Origin of the sequence: Citrobacter portucalensis (genome assembly GCF_023374935.1) — a bacterium.
Lineage (GTDB): Bacteria > Pseudomonadota > Gammaproteobacteria > Enterobacterales > Enterobacteriaceae > Citrobacter > Citrobacter portucalensis.
In genome coordinates this window covers 4,062,516-4,077,310 of sequence record NZ_CP092466.1, presented here as the reverse complement: position 1 = coordinate 4,077,310, position 14,795 = coordinate 4,062,516, and the positions used below count along the sequence as shown (strand labels likewise).

Sequence of the window (14,795 nt, the reverse complement as noted above, 5' to 3'; positions counted from 1 at the left end):
GGAATAAAAATTAATAAGGAATTGATAGTGAAAACAGCAATATTGTCCGTGGTCGCTGCATGCACGCTTTTTTCCTTGATTGGCTGTAATAATCGTACTGAAGTTGAAGTACTACAGCCGACGCGGGCGGCAGAATTAAAACCGATGCAGCAAAGCTGGCGTGGCATCTTACCTTGCGCGGACTGCGAAGGGATTGAAACCTCTCTGTTTCTGGAAAAAGACGGCACATGGGTGATGAACGAACGCTATCAGGGCGTGCGGGATGAACCGTCTTCGTTTGCCTCTTATGGCACATGGGCGCGTACAGCCGACAAACTGGTGCTGACCGACAGCAAAGGTGAAAAGTCGTACTACCGGGCTAAAGGCGAGGCGCTGGAAATGCTCGATCGTGAAGGTAACCCGATTGAGTCACAGTTTAACTACACGCTCCAGCCGGTTTCCGCCAGCTTACCGGTGACGCCAATGCCGATGCGAGGCATGTATTTCTACATGGCTGACGCGGCAATCTTTACCGACTGCGCAACGGGTAAACGGATGCCGGTGGCGAATAACGCTCAGCTTGAACGCGACTATTTAGCCTCTCGTGCGGAAAACGGACAGTCCGTACTGCTGACGCTTGAGGCGCATTTCACGCTGGAGTCAAACCCGGATACGGGTGAGAAAGTGAAAACGTTGATGGCGGATAAAGACGCGAAATTTATCCCTGGTAAAGCGTGTAATTAATCGATAGAAAAAAGGCCCTGATAATCAGGGCCTTTTTGTTGGTATTAGCCTTTAATGGCTTTGACCAGGAAGTCGACGATGTCGCCGGTTTTAATCAGCTCTTTCTCGCCGTTACGACGGTATTTGTATTCGATATCGTCGTTGTCGAGGTTACGGTCGCCCAGCACGATGGTGTGCGGAATACCGATCAGTTCCATATCGGCAAACATCACGCCCGGACGTTCTTTACGATCGTCCATCAGTACTTCAATACCCTGCGCGCGCAGCTCAGCGTACAGCTTCTCAGCCAGCTCCTGCACACGGTAGGATTTGTGCATGTTCATCGGCAGAATGGCGACCTGGAACGGGGCAATGGCATCTGGCCATACGATGCCACGATCGTCAAAGTTTTGTTCAATAGCAGCAGCGACTACGCGAGTGACCCCGATACCGTAGCAGCCCATAGTCAGCGTCTGGTTACGGCCATCTTCGCCCTGAACGGCGGCTTTCATCGCTTCAGAGTACTTGGTACCCAACTGGAAGATATGGCCGACTTCGATACCGCGTTTGATCATCAGCGTACCTTTGCCGTCCGGGCTAGGGTCGCCGGCGACCACGTTACGGATGTCAGCAACTTCCGGGGTGGCCACGTCGCGATCCCAGTTGATACCGAAATAGTGTTTACCGTCGATGTTGGCACCGGCAGCGAAATCGCTCATTACTGCAACGGTACGGTCGATAACCACCGGAATTGGCATATTCACCGGACCGAGCGAGCCAGGACCTGCTTTTACCAGCGCACGAATTTCTTCTTCGGTGGCAAAGGTCAGCGGGCTGGCAACCTGCGGCAGTTTTTCCGCTTTGACTTCGTTCAGCTCGTGATCGCCACGAACCAGCAGGGCGACCAGCGGGTAGCTGCTGCCTTCCACCGCTTTCACCAGCAGGGTTTTCACGGTTTTTTCGATAGGCAAGTTGAACTGCTCAACCAGTTCGGCGATGGTTTTAGCGTTCGGCGTATCTACCAGCGTCATTTCCTGGGTTGCTGCCGCGCGCGGCTCCTTCGGCGCAACGGCTTCGGCAAATTCGATGTTCGCTGCATAGTCGGAAGAGTCGGAGAAGATCACATCGTCTTCGCCGCTCTGCGCCAGCACCTGGAATTCGTGAGAGGCGCTGCCGCCGATAGAACCGGTATCCGCTTGTACTGCACGGAAATCCAGCCCCATACGGCTGAAGATTTTGCTATACGCAGCGTACATCGCGTCGTAGGTTTCCTGCAGGGATTCCTGAGAGGTGTGGAAAGAGTATGCATCTTTCATCAGGAATTCGCGGGAGCGCATCACGCCGAAGCGCGGACGGACTTCGTCACGGAATTTGGTCTGAATCTGATAGAAGTTCAGCGGCAGCTGTTTGTAAGAGCTCAGCTCGTTACGGATCAGGTCGGTGATCACTTCTTCATGCGTTGGGCCGAGGACGAACGAACGATCGCCACGGTCAGCAATACGCAGCAGTTCCGGGCCGTATTGTTCCCAACGGCCGCTCTCTTCCCACAGTTCAGAAGGCTGAACGACCGGCATCAACACCTCGATCGCACCGGCGTTGTTCATCTCTTCACGCACGATGTTTTCGACTTTTTTCAGGACGCGCACGCCGGTCGGCAGCCAGGTATATAACCCGGAGGCCAGCTTGCGGATCATCCCGGCGCGCAGCATCAGCTGGTGGCTGATGACTTCGGCGTCGGCAGGTGTCTCCTTCAGAGTGGAGAGCAGATATTGGCTAGTACGCATGTTGTTACGGTTCCAGTTGAACGATCGAACAGGCTCAAAACGAGCCTGGCACAAAACAAAAGTGGTTTAGTTTACCAGCGAGAAAGGGATGTCAAAAGAGTACGCGACGCAAATTAGCGGGCTTCCAGAGCAAAGACCTCAAATCCTGACGGCGTGACGCGCCAGCGGACGTTAAAGTCCAGTAGCCAGACGGCGTAGGTTTTGCCTTCTTCCTCATTTTTACGGTAGGCAGGACGCGGATCCTGCGCCAGCACTTCGGCAATAAACTGACGAAGATGCGGGTAACGTTGTTCGAGCTTCGGTAGCTGCTCCGCGAGATCTTCACTGAACGTCACGTCTACGCTGGCCTGGGGGGCATCCTGAGCATAGCTGGCGCGAGCATCGGGTAACGATTCGGCAAACGGCAGATACGGTTTTATATCTACAACTGGCGTGCCATCAACGAGATCCAGCCCACCTAGTTCGAGGATCACGTGCTCTTTATGGCAGCGGATGCCCCGTAGCTCGACCAACGACATGCCAACAGGGTTAGGACGAAACGTTGAACGCGTGGCAAAGACACCCATTCTGGCGTTGCCGCCAAGGCGGGGAGGGCGCACGGTCGGACGCCATCCACCTTCCATTGTCTGGTGAAAAACAAAAATCACCCACAAATGACTGAAGGCTTCCAGGCCGCGAACGGCATCGGCCTGGTTATAAGGTGCGAGCAAATGCAGTTCACCGCTGGCGCTTTTCACCAGACCGGGCTGGCGTGGAACGGCGAACTTTTCTTTATAAGGTGAGCGGATAACGCCTATTTGCTCGAACTGAAAATGGCTCATTTCGCCGAAATGTTCAGTGCAGAACCGATGCAAACCGCCTGACGATAGCAACCCGGCGTTCCGCTGGTCACTTCGCAACTGTGCAGCAATACCGCATTAGCTTTCATTTTTGATGCGTTAATCTGCATGCGTTTGCGTGCGGTTGGAATGCTCGGAGGGGAATCCTGGTTTGAAGCCTGGCAGGATTCACCGCTAACTTCGCCAAGATCGCGGAACGGTTTGCCTACTAAATCTTCAGCGTTAGTAATGATTCTTACCGGCGTAGCGCGCGGTGCTTTCGGTTTTTCCGGCTCCGCTTTCGGCGGGGTTGCGGTGCTTTGAACGGGTTCAACAGGGGATCTGCTTAACATAGAACAGCCGCTCAGCAAGAGTGCTACTAAACAGATCGGTAAAGCACGCATAATATTTCCTCAATGAATGATCTAAACGTCAGATATTGAATCAGGTGCTTGCATAAATGACAAGACGGGCAAGCGCCCGTCCTGATGATATTACAGATTCTGTAAACAGCCTAAAATTACCAGCCCTTAACAGCACCGCCGTTGAAGACTTTGTTTGCTGCTTCGTACACTTCGTCAGACTGGTATGCTTCAACGAATTTCTTCACGTTCTCAGCATCTTTGTTGTCTTCACGAGTCACGATCAGGTTTACGTACGGGGAATCTTTATCTTCAACAAAGATACCGTCTTTTGCCGGAGTCAGGCCGATCTGGCTGGCGTAGGTGGTGTTGATGACCGCCAGTGCGATTTGTGCATCGTCCAGGGAACGCGGCAGCTGCGGTGCTTCCAGTTCAACCAGCTTCAGGTTTTTCGGGTTTTCAATCACGTCCAGCACGGTCGGCAGCAAGCCAACACCGTCTTTCAGTTTGATTAAGCCCACTTTTTGCAGCAGCAGCAAGGAACGACCAAGGTTAGTCGGGTCGTTTGGAATCGCGACCTGGGAACCGTCCTGCAGCTCATCCAGTGATTTGATTTTTTTGGAGTAGCCCGCAATCGGGTAAACAAAAGTATTGCCTACAGCAACCAGCTTATAACCGCGATCTTTGATCTGCTGGTCCAGGTACGGTTTGTGCTGGAAGGCGTTAGCATCGATATCGCCTTTGCTCAGCGCTTCGTTAGGCAGAACGTAATCGTTAAACGTGACCAGCTCAACGTCCAGACCGTATTTTTCTTTTGCCACTTTCTGCGCGACTTCTGCAACCTGCTGCTCTGCGCCAACAATAACGCCCACTTTGATGTGATTAGGATCTTTTTCATCCTGACCGCAACCCACAAGTGCCAGAGAACCGATCAGGGCTCCAACTGCCGCAAAGGTTTTGAATTTGAACGCCATGCTTATTTCCTTTTCTTAATGAGTTTTTAGTGTTGTGTGCAACGTTATTTGTGCGTGACAGCCCGGACGATGCGATCGCCGGATAACTGAATTAAATAAACCAGAACGACGAGCAATACCAGTACTGTATTCATTACGGTAGCGTTGTAACCAATATAGCCGTACTGATAGCCAATCTGTCCAAGACCACCGGCACCGACGGCACCGCCCATCGCGGAGTAACCAACCAGCGTGATAAGGGTGATGGTGGCCGCATTGACCAGTCCTGGCAGTGCTTCTGGCAGTAATACCTTACGTACAATTTGCAGCGGCGTGGCGCCCATCGCACGAGAGGCTTCTATCAGCCCGGTCGGGATTTCGAGCAGCGCGTTTTCCACCATACGGGCGATAAACGGCGCGGCACCGACGGTCAGCGGAACGATAGCTGCCTGCAGTCCGATAGAGGTGCCTACGATCATGCGGGTGAACGGAATCATCCACACCAGTAAGATGATGAACGGGATGGAACGGAAAATGTTCACCAGCGCAGAGAGCGTACGGTAGAGCTTCGCGTTCTCAATAATTTGCCCCGGACGTGTTACGTACAGCAACACACCAACCGGCAGACCAATCACAAAGCCAAAAAAACCGGACACAAAGGTCATTGCCAGCGTTTCCCATACGCCGCGAACCAGCAGCCACATCATCGGCTCAGACATAACCCAGTACCTCTACTTTTACATGGTGTTCCTGCAACCAACTGATGGCTGCTTGTGTATCTTCCTGTGTGCCGTGCATTTCAGTCAGCATGATGCCGAACTTCACACCGCCGGCGTAATCCATCTGCGCGCTAATAATGTTGTTATTCACATTAAACCGACGGGCCGTCTCAGAAAGTAGCGGTGCATCGACCGAATGGCCGGTGAATTCCATACGCAGCATCGGCACGCTGTCGGCTTCCGGCTCCGCTTTCAAACGTTCCAGATAATCTTCCGGAATATCCAGGTGCAGCGTGGACTGGATAAATTTCTGTGCCAGCGGCGTTTTCGGATGTGAGAACACTTCACTAACGGTGTCTTGCTCAATCAGTTCACCATTGCTGATGACCGCCACGCAGTCACAAATACGTTTTACAACGTCCATTTCGTGGGTAATCAGCAGAATGGTGAGTCCCAGACGACGATTAATATCTTTCAATAATTCCAGAATCGAGCGGGTCGTTGCCGGATCGAGTGCGCTGGTGGCTTCATCGCACAGCAACACTTTGGGATTACTTGCCAGCGCACGGGCGATCGCCACACGCTGTTTTTGTCCACCGGAAAGGTTGGCCGGATAGCTATCGTGCTTGTCGCCAAGACCAACCAACTCCAACAGCTCTGTTACGCGGCGTTTGATCTCTTCTTTTGGCGTGTTATCCAGTTCCAGCGGTAGTGCGACGTTACCGAACACCGTACGGGAAGACAGCAGGTTAAAGTGCTGAAAAATCATGCCGATTTGACGGCGAGCTTTAGTCAACTCCGACTCAGAAAGCGTGGTCAGCTCCTGACCGCCAACCTGAACGCTGCCTTCGGTAGGGCGTTCGAGTAGGTTAACGCAGCGGATGAGCGTACTTTTACCGGCACCGGAGGCGCCAATAACGCCATAAATCTGCCCGGCAGGAACATGCAGGCTGACATTATTTAGCGCCTGAATGGTGCGAGTCCCCTGCTGGAACACTTTGGTGATATTCGAAAGTTTAATCATTGGTTATTTATTATCGTAATTAAGTTAGCCGTGGCATTTTCGTCTGTCAGGTACGGTCGAAGCCGTCAACAAGATGGATGTTAAGGCATCCAGACGTCTAAATCAATCGGGCTTTGCACGATGAGCACTTTCTTGCCCGCTGAAACATGCGATACTAGAGTCACATGCCTTATTCAGGAGCTATAAAAGGTGGCAAAGTCTGTACCCGCAATTTTTCTCGACCGTGACGGTACCATTAATGTGGACCACGGTTATGTACATGAGATCGACGAGTTTGAGTTTATCGACGGCGTTATTGATGCCATGCGTGAACTTAAAAAGATGGGTTACGCGCTTATTATCGTGACGAACCAGTCTGGTATCGCGCGTGGTAAATTTACTGAGGCGCAGTTTGAAACGTTGACCGAATGGATGGACTGGTCGCTGGCCGATCGCGACGTTGAGCTGGATGGCATCTACTACTGCCCGCATCACCCGCAGGGTACTGTAGAAGAGTATCGTCAGGTCTGCGACTGTCGTAAACCACATCCTGGCATGTTTATCTCCGCCCGAGACTTCTTGCACATCGATATGGCCGCTTCTTATATGGTAGGCGACAAAATTGAAGATATGCAGGCGGCGGCAGCTGCGAATGTTGGCACGAAGGTATTGGTCCGCACGGGCAAACCCGTCACGCCAGAAGCAGAAAATGCGGCAGATTTGGTCATAAATAGTCTGGCAGACCTGCCGATGGCGATAAAAAAGCAGCAAAAGTAAGCGTTGTGGATAAAAGGTGAGCGGTTGAAACAAAAATGCATTTTTCCGCTTGTCTTCCTGAGTCGACTCCCTATAATGCGCCTCCATCGACACGGCGGATGTGAATCACTTCACACAAACAGCCGGTTCGGTTGAAGAGAAAAACCTGAAAATGAGGGTTGACTCTGAAAGAGGAAAGCGTAATATACGCCACCTCGCGACAGAGCGCTAAAGCGCGTCGCAACTGCTCTTTAACAATTTATCAGACAATCTGTGTGGGCACTCGAAGATACGGATTCTTAACGTCGCAAGACGAAAAATGAATACCAAGTCTCAACGAGTGAACACGTAATTCATTACGAAGTTTAATTCATTGAGCATCAAACTTTTAAATTGAAGAGTTTGATCATGGCTCAGATTGAACGCTGGCGGCAGGCCTAACACATGCAAGTCGAACGGTAGCACAGAGGAGCTTGCTCCTTGGGTGACGAGTGGCGGACGGGTGAGTAATGTCTGGGAAACTGCCCGATGGAGGGGGATAACTACTGGAAACGGTAGCTAATACCGCATAACGTCGCAAGACCAAAGAGGGGGACCTTCGGGCCTCTTGCCATCGGATGTGCCCAGATGGGATTAGCTAGTAGGTGGGGTAACGGCTCACCTAGGCGACGATCCCTAGCTGGTCTGAGAGGATGACCAGCCACACTGGAACTGAGACACGGTCCAGACTCCTACGGGAGGCAGCAGTGGGGAATATTGCACAATGGGCGCAAGCCTGATGCAGCCATGCCGCGTGTATGAAGAAGGCCTTCGGGTTGTAAAGTACTTTCAGCGAGGAGGAAGGTGTTGTGGTTAATAACCGCAGCAATTGACGTTACTCGCAGAAGAAGCACCGGCTAACTCCGTGCCAGCAGCCGCGGTAATACGGAGGGTGCAAGCGTTAATCGGAATTACTGGGCGTAAAGCGCACGCAGGCGGTCTGTCAAGTCGGATGTGAAATCCCCGGGCTCAACCTGGGAACTGCATCCGAAACTGGCAGGCTAGAGTCTTGTAGAGGGGGGTAGAATTCCAGGTGTAGCGGTGAAATGCGTAGAGATCTGGAGGAATACCGGTGGCGAAGGCGGCCCCCTGGACAAAGACTGACGCTCAGGTGCGAAAGCGTGGGGAGCAAACAGGATTAGATACCCTGGTAGTCCACGCCGTAAACGATGTCGACTTGGAGGTTGTGCCCTTGAGGCGTGGCTTCCGGAGCTAACGCGTTAAGTCGACCGCCTGGGGAGTACGGCCGCAAGGTTAAAACTCAAATGAATTGACGGGGGCCCGCACAAGCGGTGGAGCATGTGGTTTAATTCGATGCAACGCGAAGAACCTTACCTACTCTTGACATCCAGAGAACTTAGCAGAGATGCTTTGGTGCCTTCGGGAACTCTGAGACAGGTGCTGCATGGCTGTCGTCAGCTCGTGTTGTGAAATGTTGGGTTAAGTCCCGCAACGAGCGCAACCCTTATCCTTTGTTGCCAGCGATTCGGTCGGGAACTCAAAGGAGACTGCCAGTGATAAACTGGAGGAAGGTGGGGATGACGTCAAGTCATCATGGCCCTTACGAGTAGGGCTACACACGTGCTACAATGGCATATACAAAGAGAAGCGACCTCGCGAGAGCAAGCGGACCTCATAAAGTATGTCGTAGTCCGGATTGGAGTCTGCAACTCGACTCCATGAAGTCGGAATCGCTAGTAATCGTGGATCAGAATGCCACGGTGAATACGTTCCCGGGCCTTGTACACACCGCCCGTCACACCATGGGAGTGGGTTGCAAAAGAAGTAGGTAGCTTAACCTTCGGGAGGGCGCTTACCACTTTGTGATTCATGACTGGGGTGAAGTCGTAACAAGGTAACCGTAGGGGAACCTGCGGTTGGATCACCTCCTTACCTTAAAGAACCGACCTTTGTAGTGCTCACACAGATTGTCTGATGAAAAGTAAATAGCAAGGCGTCTTGCGATTGAGACTTCAGTGTCCCCTTCGTCTAGAGGCCCAGGACACCGCCCTTTCACGGCGGTAACAGGGGTTCGAATCCCCTAGGGGACGCCACTTGCTGGTATGTGTGAGTGAAAGTCGCCGACCGAAGTATCTCAAAACTGACTTTCGAGTCACGTTTGAGATATTTGCTCTTTAAAAATCTGGATCAAGCTGAAAATTGAAACGACACACTGTTTCATTTCTCCGTAATAAGAAATGAAAAGCGGTGTGTTCGAGTCTCTCAAATTTTTGCAAGTCGATGATGAATCGAAAGAAACATCTTCGGGTTGTGAGGTTAAGCGACTAAGCGTACACGGTGGATGCCCTGGCAGTCAGAGGCGATGAAGGACGTGCTAATCTGCGATAAGCGTCGGTAAGGTGATATGAACCGTTATAACCGGCGATTTCCGAATGGGGAAACCCAGTGTGATTCGTCACACTATCATTACGTGAATACATAGCGTAATGAAGCGAACCGGGGGAACTGAAACATCTAAGTACCCCGAGGAAAAGAAATCAACCGAGATTCCCCCAGTAGCGGCGAGCGAACGGGGAGCAGCCCAGAGTCTGAATCAGCATGTGTGTTAGTGGAAGCGTCTGGAAAGTCGCACGATACAGGGTGAAAGTCCCGTACACAAAAGTGCATGTGTTGTGAACTCGAAGAGTAGGGCGGGACACGTGGTATCCTGTCTGAATATGGGGGGACCATCCTCCAAGGCTAAATACTCCTGACTGACCGATAGTGAACCAGTACCGTGAGGGAAAGGCGAAAAGAACCCCGGCGAGGGGAGTGAAAAAGAACCTGAAACCGTGTACGTACAAGCAGTGGGAGCACCCTTTGGGGTGTGACTGCGTACCTTTTGTATAATGGGTCAGCGACTTATATTCTGTAGCAAGGTTAACCGAATAGGGGAGCCGAAGGGAAACCGAGTCTTAACTGGGCGTTAAGTTGCAGGGTATAGACCCGAAACCCGGTGATCTAGCCATGGGCAGGTTGAAGGTTGGGTAACACTAACTGGAGGACCGAACCGACTAATGTTGAAAAATTAGCGGATGACTTGTGGCTGGGGGTGAAAGGCCAATCAAACCGGGAGATAGCTGGTTCTCCCCGAAAGCTATTTAGGTAGCGCCTCGTGAACTCATCTTCGGGGGTAGAGCACTGTTTCGGCTAGGGGGTCATCCCGACTTACCAACCCGATGCAAACTGCGAATACCGAAGAATGTTATCACGGGAGACACACGGCGGGTGCTAACGTCCGTCGTGAAGAGGGAAACAACCCAGACCGCCAGCTAAGGTCCCAAAGTCATGGTTAAGTGGGAAACGATGTGGGAAGGCACAGACAGCCAGGATGTTGGCTTAGAAGCAGCCATCATTTAAAGAAAGCGTAATAGCTCACTGGTCGAGTCGGCCTGCGCGGAAGATGTAACGGGGCTAAACCATGCACCGAAGCTGCGGCAGCGACACTATGTGTTGTTGGGTAGGGGAGCGTTCTGTAAGCCGTTGAAGGTGTGTCGTGAGGCATGCTGGAGGTATCAGAAGTGCGAATGCTGACATAAGTAACGATAATGCGGGTGAAAAACCCGCACGCCGGAAGACCAAGGGTTCCTGTCCAACGTTAATCGGGGCAGGGTGAGTCGACCCCTAAGGCGAGGCCGAAAGGCGTAGTCGATGGGAAACAGGTTAATATTCCTGTACTTGGTGTTACTGCGAAGGGGGGACGGAGAAGGCTATGTTAGCCGGGCGACGGTTGTCCCGGTTTAAGCATGTAGGCGGAGGTTCCAGGTAAATCCGGTACCTTTTAACGCTGAGGTGTGATGACGAGGCACTACGGTGCTGAAGTAACAAATGCCCTGCTTCCAGGAAAAGCCTCTAAGCATCAGGTAACACGAAATCGTACCCCAAACCGACACAGGTGGTCAGGTAGAGAATACCAAGGCGCTTGAGAGAACTCGGGTGAAGGAACTAGGCAAAATGGTGCCGTAACTTCGGGAGAAGGCACGCTGATATGTAGGTGAAGTGATTTACTCATGGAGCTGAAATCAGTCGAAGATACCAGCTGGCTGCAACTGTTTATTAAAAACACAGCACTGTGCAAACACGAAAGTGGACGTATACGGTGTGACGCCTGCCCGGTGCCGGAAGGTTAATTGATGGGGTTATCCGTAAGGAGAAGCTCTTGATCGAAGCCCCGGTAAACGGCGGCCGTAACTATAACGGTCCTAAGGTAGCGAAATTCCTTGTCGGGTAAGTTCCGACCTGCACGAATGGCGTAATGATGGCCAGGCTGTCTCCACCCGAGACTCAGTGAAATTGAACTCGCTGTGAAGATGCAGTGTACCCGCGGCAAGACGGAAAGACCCCGTGAACCTTTACTATAGCTTGACACTGAACACTGGTCCTTGATGTGTAGGATAGGTGGGAGGCTTTGAAGTGTGGACGCCAGTCTGCATGGAGCCATCCTTGAAATACCACCCTTTAATGGCTGGTGTTCTAACGTAGACCCGTAATCCGGGTTGCGGACAGTGTCTGGTGGGTAGTTTGACTGGGGCGGTCTCCTCCTAAAGAGTAACGGAGGAGCACGAAGGTTAGCTAATCCTGGTCGGACATCAGGAGGTTAGTGCAAAGGCATAAGCTAGCTTGACTGCGAGAGTGACGGCTCGAGCAGGTGCGAAAGCAGGTCTTAGTGATCCGGTGGTTCTGAATGGAAGGGCCATCGCTCAACGGATAAAAGGTACTCCGGGGATAACAGGCTGATACCGCCCAAGAGTTCATATCGACGGCGGTGTTTGGCACCTCGATGTCGGCTCATCACATCCTGGGGCTGAAGTAGGTCCCAAGGGTATGGCTGTTCGCCATTTAAAGTGGTACGCGAGCTGGGTTTAGAACGTCGTGAGACAGTTCGGTCCCTATCTGCCGTGGGCGCTGGAGAATTGAGGGGGGCTGCTCCTAGTACGAGAGGACCGGAGTGGACGCATCACTGGTGTTCGGGTTGTCATGCCAATGGCATTGCCCGGTAGCTAAATGCGGAAGAGATAAGTGCTGAAAGCATCTAAGCACGAAACTTGCCCCGAGATGAGTTCTCCCTGACCCTTTAAGGGTCCTGAAGGAACGTTGAAGACGACGACGTTGATAGGTCGGGTGTGTAAGTGTAGCGATACATTGAGCTAACCGATACTAATGAACCGTGAGGCTTAACCTTACAACGCCGAAGATGTTTTGGCGAAGAGAGATATTTTCAGCCTGATACAGATAACATCGACATGCCCAGGAGGTGTGTTGATAAACAGAATTTGCCTGGCGGCTGTAGCGCGGTGGTCCCACCTGACCCCATGCCGAACTCAGAAGTGAAACGCCGTAGCGCCGATGGTAGTGTGGGGTCTCCCCATGCGAGAGTAGGGAACTGCCAGGCATCAAATTAGAAGTATGGCACTGACTTTCGAGGCAGTTCACTACTCGATAGAGAGTAGGACAAAAGCGAAAGCTTTTGAACGTTGCGAAGCAACGGCCCGAAGGGTGAATCACAAAGTGATTCATAAACTGCCAGGCATCAAATTGCAGTAAACCGGGATGAATAATCCGGGTAGTGACAAAGAAATTCGGTGGAGCGGTAGTTCAGTTGGTTAGAATACCTGCCTGTCACGCAGGGGGTCGCGGGTTCGAGTCCCGTCCGTTCCGCCACTTATTAAGAGCCCTGAGCTAACGCTCAGGGCTTTTTCTTTGTCTGCAATTTAATTATTGCTGAATCCGCAAATATCCTCTGCATTTTTCACTCTTTTTCTATAAAGAGCTAAAGCTCATAATCCTCTCAGTTAACGAACATAGTGATTATAAAGAGGAATTCTATGACTATCCCTGCATTCGGTTTAGGTACTTTCCGCCTGAAAGACGACGTGGTTATCGCTTCTGTTAAAACGGCGCTTGAGCTAGGCTACCGTGCTGTCGACACTGCACAAATCTATGATAATGAAGCGGCTGTTGGTCAAGCGATTGCCGAAAGTGGCGTACCGCGTAACGAGCTGTATATCACCACCAAGATCTGGATTGAAAATCTCAGCAAAGAAAAACTGATCCCAAGCCTGAAAGAAAGCCTGAAGAAGTTGCGTACAGATTATGTCGATCTGACGCTGATCCACTGGCCATCTCCAGGTGATGCGGTATCTGTTGAGGAATTCATGCAGGCGCTGCTCGAAGCAAAACAGCAGGGACTGACTCGTGAAATTGGTATCTCAAACTTCACCATTCCGCTGATGGAAAAAGCCATTGCCGCAGTAGGTGCAGAGAATATCGCGACTAACCAGATTGAGCTTTCTCCGTATCTGCAGAGCCGTAAGGTGGTTGACTGGGCGAAAGCACACGGTATCCACATCACCTCTTACATGACGCTGGCTTACGGTAAAGCGCTGAAAGATGAAGTGATTGCGCACATTGCCGCTAAACATAACGCGACCCCGGCGCAGGTTATTCTGGCATGGGCAATGGGGGAAGGTTACTCCGTAATTCCTTCTTCTACCAAACGTGAAAACCTGGCAAGCAACCTGCTGGCGCTGGAACTGCATCTGGATGCCGAAGATAAAAAAGCGATCGCGGCACTGGACTGCAACGATCGTCTGGTCAGCCCGGAAGGTCTGGCCCCTGATTGGGATTAATTGCCTGACCCTCTGTACCCATTAACCCTCTTTCACAGCTCCTTCGGGAGCTGTTCTTATATATTCACTTAAAAAGTCGATAAATGCCCGGATGCGCGTACTGACGGCACGATCGCTGTAATAAACTGCGCTAAAAGGCATCTCTACCGGCAGACGTTTATCTGCCAATAACTCCACCAGTTCACCCCGCGCGATCTCTTTATCTATCATATAATCTGAAAGACATGCGATGCCGTTGCCATTCAGGCAAAGCTGTTTTAGCGTTTCTCCACTGTTGGAAGAAATTCCGCACTCAACCTCATGCAGCTGTCCGTCGCTACAGGCAATCGGCCAGGTATTGAGTGAAACCGGTTCGGAAAACCCCAGACACAGATGCTGATTTAACTCCTCGACGCTCTCTGGCTTGCCAAAACGGGCAATGTAGTCCGGTGAGGCAATAATCTTACGATAGCTGGTAAATAGCGGACGCGCACGTAGACTCGAGTCAGTCAGTGTACCCGCTCGTATAGCAACATCCACTTTTCGTTCAATAAGATTGATGAACGTTTCTGAGGAGACGAGAGACAACGTCATCTCGGGATACCGTTCCCGGAACGGCTTGATTAGCGGCATCAGGAAATGCAACATCACCGGTGTTGCTGCGTCGATGCGCAGCAGGCCGCGCGGAGTATTACGTGACTCCATGATTTCCGTTTCTGCTGCAGCCATCTCTTGCAGTATCTGCTGCACCCGCCTGAAGTAGCGCTCTCCTTCTTCGGTCAGGCTTAGCTGTCGGGTCGTGCGATTAAGCAAACTGACGCCCAATTTCATCTCCAGCTTTTTTACTGCCCGGCTGACCGCAGAATTGGCTTGTCCAAGCTGTTCTGCCGCCCGGCTAAAGCTGCCGCTTTCCACTACCGCCACAAAAATTGCAAGTTCTTCGGAGGTTGCTTTCATTTTTGCACCTGACGCAAAATTATATTGAGATTTTGAATGTTTTTGTCATTAAAACATCCAGGCATACTGCGTGTCATCTGATTACTGATGTTAC

Annotated in this window: 10 protein-coding genes, 2 tRNA genes and 3 rRNA genes; 8 read left to right on the top strand and 7 right to left on the bottom strand. The window is 51.6% G+C overall.

Annotated elements, in window-relative coordinates; genetic code table 11:
* Window positions 1-24 precede the first annotated feature (24 nt).
* On the top strand, window positions 25-723 hold the full coding sequence (gene nlpE / locus LY264_RS19870) for an envelope stress response activation lipoprotein NlpE (RefSeq protein ID WP_122984005.1): 699 nt from the start codon (window positions 25-27) through the stop codon (window positions 721-723).
* Between the two features lie 44 nt (window positions 724-767).
* Here the strand turns inward: nlpE and proS are convergent, their stop codons facing one another.
* From proS to metN, 6 genes are all read right to left on the bottom strand, one after another.
* Window positions 768-2,486: a proline--tRNA ligase gene (gene proS / locus LY264_RS19865; RefSeq protein WP_003829149.1), complete on the bottom strand. Its 1,719-nt coding sequence runs from the start codon at window positions 2,484-2,486 to the stop codon at window positions 768-770.
* A gap of 113 nt (window positions 2,487-2,599) precedes the next feature.
* The gene (gene tsaA, locus LY264_RS19860; protein ID WP_003829147.1) at window positions 2,600-3,307 is read right to left on the bottom strand and encodes a tRNA (N6-threonylcarbamoyladenosine(37)-N6)-methyltransferase TrmO; all 708 of its coding nucleotides are present in this window, start codon (window positions 3,305-3,307) and stop codon (window positions 2,600-2,602) included.
* Window positions 3,304-3,708, bottom strand: coding sequence for an Rcs stress response system protein RcsF (gene rcsF / locus LY264_RS19855; RefSeq protein WP_003018477.1), 405 nt, complete (start codon window positions 3,706-3,708; stop codon window positions 3,304-3,306). Before rcsF ends, tsaA begins: the two co-directional genes overlap by 4 nt.
* Before the next feature lie 116 nt (window positions 3,709-3,824).
* Entirely contained in the window at window positions 3,825-4,640 is an 816-nt protein-coding gene (gene metQ, locus LY264_RS19850; RefSeq protein ID WP_048227056.1) for a methionine ABC transporter substrate-binding lipoprotein MetQ, read from the bottom strand.
* 44 nt (window positions 4,641-4,684) lie between these two features.
* Window positions 4,685-5,338, bottom strand: a complete 654-nt coding sequence (locus LY264_RS19845; protein WP_003018471.1) for a methionine ABC transporter permease MetI — start codon at window positions 5,336-5,338, stop codon at window positions 4,685-4,687.
* Entirely contained in the window at window positions 5,331-6,362 is a 1,032-nt protein-coding gene (gene metN, locus LY264_RS19840) for a methionine ABC transporter ATP-binding protein MetN (protein WP_048227055.1), read from the bottom strand. The genes LY264_RS19845 and metN overlap by 8 nt, the downstream gene beginning before the upstream one ends.
* Window positions 6,363-6,551: 189 nt before the next feature.
* Between metN and gmhB the strand changes: the two genes are divergently transcribed.
* The 7 genes from gmhB to dkgB all read left to right on the top strand — a co-directional run bounded on the left by gmhB (window position 6,552) and on the right by dkgB (window position 13,765).
* Window positions 6,552-7,118 carry a D-glycero-beta-D-manno-heptose 1,7-bisphosphate 7-phosphatase gene (gene gmhB, locus LY264_RS19835; protein ID WP_003829138.1) on the top strand — a complete coding sequence of 189 codons (567 nt, stop codon included), beginning with the start codon at window positions 6,552-6,554 and terminating at the stop codon, window positions 7,116-7,118.
* A 369-nt stretch (window positions 7,119-7,487) separates the two neighbouring features.
* Window positions 7,488-9,029, top strand: a 16S ribosomal RNA gene (locus tag LY264_RS19830).
* Window positions 9,030-9,114: 85 nt separating this feature from the next.
* A tRNA-Glu gene (locus LY264_RS19825) sits at window positions 9,115-9,190 on the top strand.
* A gap of 221 nt (window positions 9,191-9,411) precedes the next feature.
* Window positions 9,412-12,318 (top strand): 23S ribosomal RNA (locus LY264_RS19820).
* A gap of 94 nt (window positions 12,319-12,412) precedes the next feature.
* Window positions 12,413-12,528 (top strand): 5S ribosomal RNA (rrf, locus tag LY264_RS19815).
* Together the 16S, 23S and 5S rRNA genes with 2 tRNA genes alongside form the textbook arrangement of a ribosomal RNA operon.
* Before the next feature lie 192 nt (window positions 12,529-12,720).
* Window positions 12,721-12,797: transfer RNA gene (locus tag LY264_RS19810), tRNA-Asp, on the top strand.
* Window positions 12,798-12,961: 164 nt separating this feature from the next.
* Window positions 12,962-13,765, top strand: coding sequence for a 2,5-didehydrogluconate reductase DkgB (gene dkgB / locus LY264_RS19805; protein ID WP_003830794.1), 804 nt, complete (start codon window positions 12,962-12,964; stop codon window positions 13,763-13,765).
* Window positions 13,766-13,786: 21 nt separating this feature from the next.
* Here dkgB and yafC read toward each other — a convergent pair whose 3' ends face one another.
* Window positions 13,787-14,701: a DNA-binding transcriptional regulator YafC gene (yafC, locus tag LY264_RS19800; protein WP_008783768.1), complete on the bottom strand. Its 915-nt coding sequence runs from the start codon at window positions 14,699-14,701 to the stop codon at window positions 13,787-13,789.
* Window positions 14,702-14,795: the final 94 nt, after the last annotated feature.

Excerpts from the sequence above, each read along its gene's own strand:
- proS (WP_003829149.1), bottom strand. The coding sequence starts at position 2,486 with ATGCGTACTAGCCAATATCTGCTCTCCACTCTGAAGGAGACACCTGCC.
- tsaA (WP_003829147.1), bottom strand. The coding sequence starts at position 3,307 with ATGAGCCATTTTCAGTTCGAGCAAATAGGCGTTATCCGCTCACCTTAT.
- rcsF (WP_003018477.1), bottom strand. The coding sequence starts at position 3,708 with ATGCGTGCTTTACCGATCTGTTTAGTAGCACTCTTGCTGAGCGGCTGT.
- metQ (WP_048227056.1), bottom strand. The coding sequence starts at position 4,640 with ATGGCGTTCAAATTCAAAACCTTTGCGGCAGTTGGAGCCCTGATCGGT.
- LY264_RS19845 (WP_003018471.1), bottom strand. The coding sequence starts at position 5,338 with ATGTCTGAGCCGATGATGTGGCTGCTGGTTCGCGGCGTATGGGAAACG.
- metN (WP_048227055.1), bottom strand. The coding sequence starts at position 6,362 with ATGATTAAACTTTCGAATATCACCAAAGTGTTCCAGCAGGGGACTCGC.
- dkgB (WP_003830794.1), top strand. The coding sequence starts at position 12,962 with ATGACTATCCCTGCATTCGGTTTAGGTACTTTCCGCCTGAAAGACGAC.
- yafC (WP_008783768.1), bottom strand. The coding sequence starts at position 14,701 with ATGAAAGCAACCTCCGAAGAACTTGCAATTTTTGTGGCGGTAGTGGAA.